The sequence below is a fragment of the Prosthecobacter sp. genome (genome assembly GCF_014879935.1).
In the GTDB taxonomy this organism is placed as follows: domain Bacteria; phylum Verrucomicrobiota; class Verrucomicrobiia; order Verrucomicrobiales; family Verrucomicrobiaceae; genus Prosthecobacter.
Map to the genome: position 1 here is coordinate 1 of NZ_JACSRD010000204.1, position 5,839 is coordinate 5,839.

A 5,839-nucleotide genomic window follows, 5' to 3' on the forward strand; every position below is an offset into this window, starting at 1 on the left:
GGCCATGCACCTCTTTTACCACCACAACACCGCTTTTCACCCCTCGACTTGGCCGTTCCGAACCACTAGGCATGGTCGAAAAAAGCCGCCCGGTACTCGTTCTGTCGATGCCTCAACCTGCGGATGCCCGGGCGCTCTGCGTCGTTGCACCGCTGACGTCCCAGTTGCGGCACATGCGTGGTGAGGTGCACCTCGGGAAGCCGTCGTGGCTGCCGAAGGAGTCTGCGGTGAACGTGCAAGGCCTGGCGAGTTTTGATCATTCAAAGCTCCAGCGTCGGATGGGGACTCTGACACCCGTGCAAATGTCGGAGGTGCGTGCGGCCTTGCGTGATCTGCTGGCCCTCTGACAGGCAGATGGCCTGTGCAACGGGCCGGTTTTGTTGGTTGACGCCGTGCGGCCGCTGCGGCTAAACCGGCCGCATGAACTGGACGCGTTTGTGTTGCTGGGTGAACGGCACCGTGCTGCTGCTGAGTGCCTGCTCGCCGATCCGCACGGAGACGATGACGCTGGGGGCGGCTCGTGGCTGCCTCAATAACACGGTGGATTTCGGCTGGGATGGCGGGACGATCCGCCCCGATCTGCTGCGGGCGATGGGTGTGCGGCTCATGATTCACCGGGCGACACGGGGCCGGAGCGGAACGGACGAGGATTACGCCCGGCGGGAGCGTCCGGCACGTGCCGCCGGGCTGCACTGGGGCGCTTATCATTATCTCAAACGTCGTGAAAACGTGCCGGCGCAGCTCCAGCGCTTCATGAACGTGGTGGAGGCGGTGGCACGACGGAACGGCACCTCCGCTCACCGCGTGATGCTGGTGCTGGACAACGAGGGGGCGGACCGTGTGTCGTGGGGAGAGCTGGCGCGGGCGGCGCAGATGGTGCAGGCCCGGACCCAGGTGTGGCCGCTGCTGTATTGCAGTGTGCCTTTGCACGGAACGGCGGCCTTTCTCCAGCAATGCCAGGAACTGAACGCCTTGACCGCCGGTCAACGCCAGGTGCTGCGTGCCTGCGGGCTGTGGGTGCCGCGTTACGGCGAGCAGCCCGGCCACTCGGTCAGGTTCAGCGTGCCACGGGTGTTCGGAGACTGGACATTCTGGCAGTATTGCGGGGACGTGGCCGGACGTCCAAAGACCGCGCTGGCGGCCCAGGAGTTCTCCGGCCAGGTGGGGGCGGCCTACACACGCAACGGCGGGCGGCCTGCTCTGCGGCATTTCTGCGACCGCGACCTGTTCAATGGCTCGTCGGCGAAGTTTGAGCGCTTTTATCACGATCACTCATCGGCCGTGGCGCTGTGGCGATGAAAACGGCCCCGGGCATGACCTTCGCATCGTTCCGCCGGCACTTCCGCGCTCTTGGCAGCCCCGACCGGGCGGCCGGGGCGGCCCGATTCTTCAAAACCGGCCCCGGCGAGTATGGCGAGGGCGACCTGTTCCTCGGCATCACCGTGCCGCAAGTCCGCGCCCTCCTGCCGCAGACGGACGGTCTGGCGGAGTCGGAAGTTCTCGAGCTGCTGCACTCGAACTGGCATGAGGAACGCCTGCTGGCGCTGCTGATCCTGGTGCGTCGTTTTGAAAAGGCCCGCAAGGACGAGGCTGCGCGTGAGAAGATCGTGAGCCTGTATCTGGCGAACACCGCGTGGATCAACAACTGGGACCTCGTGGACACAAGTGCGCCACTGATCCTCGGCATCTGGCTGCTGAAGCGGGACCGCACCATTCTGGGCACGCTGGCGCAGTCGAAGAGCCTGTGGGAGCAGCGGATCGCCGTGCTGGCGACGCTGGCCTTCATCCGCAAGGGTGATTTCGCTGACACGCTGGACCTGTGCGTTCACTTCCTGTCTCATCCGCATGACCTGATGCACAAGGCCTGCGGCTGGATGCTGCGGGAGGCGGGAAAGCGCGACATCCAGGTGCTCCGCACCTTCCTGGACGCTCATGCTTCCCGAATGCCACGCACCATGTTGCGCTACGCCATCGAGAAACTGCCGGAGCCGGAACGGCGGAGCTATCTGGCGAGGCGGTGAAGCGCTGGATTTCAGGAGAGAATGCTTGCCAAAAAGGCAGGGCGGGGGCGTAATCTGCCCTCCTCGTTTTATGACCTCCCGCCTAGCCCTGTTTTTTGTCTGTTCGATTGGTTGTGTGTGTGCTTCGCAGCCGACCTCGCTGGCCGACCTGCCTGACGCCAATCCCGAGGCCGAATTGAAGTCCTTCGTGGTGCCGGAAGGCTTCGAGGTGAACCTTTTCGCGGCGGAGCCGATGATCCAGAAGCCGGTGCAGATGAACTGGGACGCCCAGGGCCGCCTGTGGGTCGTCTCCAGCACGACTTATCCGCACATCAAACCGGGAGAGGAGGCCAAGGATCAGGTCGTGGTGCTCGAAGATACCGATGGCGATGGCAAAGCCGATAAATCGACGCCTTTTGCCGACGGACTGCACATTCCGACCGCTCTGGCCCCGGGGGACGGCGGTCTGTATGTGGCGAATTCGACCGAAGTGCTGTTTTTGAAGGACACCAACGGCGACCTGAAGGCGGACGAGCGCACGATCATGCTGAGCGGTTTCGGCACGGAAGACACGCACCATCTGCTGCACACTTTCCGTTGGGGGCCGGAGGGCATGCTTTACTTCCTCCAGTCCATCTACATCCACACGCACATGGAGACGCCGCATGGCATCCGCCGCCTCATGGGCGGTGGCGTGTGGGAGTTCCGGCCGGAGACGCGGCGGGCGGAGATTCTGAGCAAGGGGCTGATCAACCCGTGGGGTTTTGAGTTCGACCGCTGGGGGCAAAGCTTTGCCTGCGACGGCGCAGGCGGGGAAGGGATCAATTTCATCTTTCCGGGCAGTGTTTTCGCCACTTCGCCAGGAGCCAAGCGCATCCTGCACGGCCTCAGCCCCGGCCAGCCGAAGCAGTGCGGGCTGGAAATCGTCGAGGACCCGCATTTTCCGGAGGACTGGCAGGGTTCCTTCGTGCTGAACGACTTCCGCGGCAATCGCGTGAACCGTTTCAAGCTGACTCCCAGCGGCAGCAGCTACATCGCCAAGCAGATGCCGGACGTGCTGGCGAGCACGCATCGCGCCTTCCGTCCGATCGATGTCAAAGTGGGCCCCGACGGCGCTCTGTACATTGCGGATTGGTACAACCCAATCATCCAGCACGGCGAAGTCGATTTCCGTGACCCACGGCGTGACCACCAGCACGGCCGCATCTGGCGCGTAACCGCGAAAGGCCGCCCCCTGAGCCCGAAGCCGAAAATCGCCGGTGCCAGCACCGGTGAGCTGCTGGAGATGCTGAAGAGCGACCGGGCCTACGTGCGTCGTTTCGCCAAGCGGGAACTGCGGGATCAGGGCGCTGCCAAGGTCACGTCAAGCCTCGACACTTGGGCAGCGAAGCTCGATCCGGCGAAGGAAGCCGACGCGCACGCACTTCTGGAGGCCGCCTGGGCACGTGAGGGCGTGAATGCGTTTTCGCCCACGATCTGGCGGAAGCTGTGGGAAAACAGCGATGCCCGCATCCGTGCCGCCGCGTTGCGCATTCTGAGCCACCGCTGGAAGGAGTTTCCCGACGCGATGAAGGTCCTGGCTGCGGCCGTCGCCGACGAAAACGCCCAGGTCCGCCTCTGGGCCGTGGCGGTCTTGGCTGAAATGCGCAAGCCAGCGGCGATCAGCCTGGCTTTGAAGACGCTGGACCAGCCGATGGATGAATCCCTGGACTTCCTACTGGAGCTGACCTGTCGTGAACAGGCGGACGTGTGGATGCCTGCGGTGGTGAGCGGCAAAATGACAATGGACGACCGTCCAAAGCACCTGGTCTATGCCATGAAGAGCACCGGCCGCAGCGATGCCCTGCCCCCGCTGTTTACGTCGCTGAAAGAAGGCAAACTGAGCAAGGAGGACGCCGCCGCCGTGCTGGCGATGGCAGGAGACGCTGCAGACATGGCCCAGGCAAGGGTGATGGCCGACATGGTGAACGATGCAGCCATGGCTCCGCATTACATCGGGCTGCAGGACGCCCTCGTAAAGGCTGCCACCGACCGGAAGATCATTCCGGAAGGGGCGCAGGACACGGTGATGGCCTGGTTTGACCGTCCTGAACCCCATGTGGTGCATCGCGCGGCCATTTTGGCCGGCCTTTGGAAGATCGAAGCGGCTCGAGACAAGCTGGTGGCGCTCCTGACCGATGCCAAAACGATCCCGGCCATCCGGGATGGAGCCATGCGAGGCCTGACTGCGCTCGGTGGCGTGAAAACCCGTGATTTGTTCGACAAACTGTTCGCCGAATCGACCGATCTGGGGCTCAAGGGCCTCATGATTGACGGTCTGACCTCTGTGGGGCCGCAGATGGCAGCCAGACGAGCCGTGGATTTCCTCGCGACCGCCGATGTTCAGGCCGCGAAGCCGGTTCTGACGGCGTTTTTGAAGAACAAGCAGCTCCCTGGTGTGCTGGCGAAGGAGCTGGCGGGCAAGACGATTCCTGACCTCGTGGCGGTCGAAGGCATCCGCATGGTGACCAGCCGCGGCATCCAGGGACCGCTGGCCGAGGCGCTCAAAAAAGCGGGCAATGTGAAGCAGATGGACAAACCTCTGACGGCCGACGAAATGGCCGCGATGGTCGCCAAAGTGAAATCCCAGGGTGATCCTGCCCGTGGCGAGGCGGTTTATCGTCGCCAGCAGCTTCTCTGCACGACGTGTCATGCCATTGGCGAGAGCGGCGGCGTGCTGGGACCGAATCTGGTCAGCATCGGAGCCTCGGCACCGGTCGATTATCTGATCGAAAGCCTGCTGGAGCCGAGCAAGAAGATCAAAGAGGGCTACCACATGGTCATTGTGACCAAAAAAGACGGCGGAGTCGTCTCCGGCGGGCTTGTGAACGACGGTGCGGAAGAGTTGACGATTCGTGACCCTGCCAATCAGATTGTGAAGGTGGCCAAATCGGCCGTCGCCAGCCGCCAAATGAGTCCGGTGAGCATGATGCCTCCCGGTTTGACCGCCAGCCTGCGGGAGGATGAGTTCGTCGATCTGGTGCGCTTCCTGAGCGAACTGGGCCGGGAAGGGGCCTACAAGACCCAGCCAAACCGCTACGTCCGCACCTGGAAGGCGATGGGCAAGATGGAGCAGAAGGACGTGGACCACGTTCGTCACGTGGGCAGCTTTGCCTTGAACGACGAAAAATACCCCTATCCGTGGCAGATCGCGATCAGCCAGGTGAATGGCGACTTGCCGCTGGCTGACCTCCCGGCCGCGCAGCGGATGTACCCATGGTTCCCGAAAATCGTGCAATTTGGCCTCAAACTGGACTCCGCTGGCAAGGTGAAACTCGGCTTCAGCGCCGTGAAGGGGATTGTTGTGGCGGTGGATGGGACTGAACTGAAGGAACTGGCTCCTCAGCAAGACCTGGAACTCACGGCGGGAACCCACCGAATTAGCGTGCTCATCACTCGGGATTCCGGCGATTTAGCCGCCTTCCGGGTGGAAATCTTAGACGGCGCTGCGGTGGTGGTGCCCTGAGGCTTGGGAAATCCAGAAATTGGTATGGTCCATGTATTTGCGTTGACGTAACGCGGCCCGCTTCGCTATTCTGAACGCAATGCCCGGAAAAAGTGTCATACGCGGACACCTTTCGTAGCATTGTCTAAAGTCATAGTTCATGAGACCACCCAACGCCGCTGCAAGACACGATCCTACCCCGATTTGGACGGTGATAATCAGCGCCTTGTCACGATGAAACGCCAGAGGGCTTTCCCTTTGCGTCCTCACTTTCGATTTTCCCCTTTTTCTCCCGCTTTCTTTCCCTAATTCGATGAAAACACTCCGCCGAAACCGCCTCTTCCTCGGATGGTGC

The 5,839-nt window shown here is 62.4% G+C and carries 4 protein-coding genes; all 4 read left to right on the plus strand.

What is annotated here, in order from left to right; all coding sequences use genetic code 11:
• Positions 1-71 precede the first annotated feature (71 nt).
• The 4 genes from IAE77_RS22965 to IAE77_RS22980 all read left to right on the plus strand — a co-directional run bounded on the left by IAE77_RS22965 (position 72) and on the right by IAE77_RS22980 (position 5,505).
• Positions 72-347 carry a type II toxin-antitoxin system PemK/MazF family toxin gene (locus IAE77_RS22965; protein ID WP_294231794.1) on the plus strand — a complete coding sequence of 92 codons (276 nt, stop codon included), beginning with the start codon at positions 72-74 and terminating at the stop codon, positions 345-347.
• A 73-nt stretch (positions 348-420) separates the two neighbouring features.
• Positions 421-1,299 (plus strand): GH25 family lysozyme, encoded by an 879-nt coding sequence (locus IAE77_RS22970; RefSeq protein ID WP_294231796.1) that lies wholly within the window; start codon positions 421-423, stop codon positions 1,297-1,299.
• A gap of 14 nt (positions 1,300-1,313) precedes the next feature.
• A complete protein-coding gene (locus tag IAE77_RS22975; protein WP_294231798.1) occupies positions 1,314-2,021 on the plus strand; it encodes a DNA alkylation repair protein in 708 nt (235 codons plus the stop codon).
• 70 nt (positions 2,022-2,091) lie between these two features.
• A complete protein-coding gene (locus IAE77_RS22980) occupies positions 2,092-5,505 on the plus strand; it encodes a PVC-type heme-binding CxxCH protein (protein WP_294231800.1) in 3,414 nt (1,137 codons plus the stop codon).
• The last annotated feature ends 334 nt before the right edge of the window (positions 5,506-5,839 follow it).

Bases quoted from the DNA above. Each gene is read 5' to 3' on its own strand.
- IAE77_RS22965 (WP_294231794.1), top strand. From the start codon at position 72: ATGGTCGAAAAAAGCCGCCCGGTACTCGTTCTGTCGATGCCTCAACCT.
- IAE77_RS22970 (WP_294231796.1), top strand. From the start codon at position 421: ATGAACTGGACGCGTTTGTGTTGCTGGGTGAACGGCACCGTGCTGCTG.
- IAE77_RS22975 (WP_294231798.1), top strand. From the start codon at position 1,314: ATGACCTTCGCATCGTTCCGCCGGCACTTCCGCGCTCTTGGCAGCCCC.
- IAE77_RS22980 (WP_294231800.1), top strand. From the start codon at position 2,092: ATGACCTCCCGCCTAGCCCTGTTTTTTGTCTGTTCGATTGGTTGTGTG.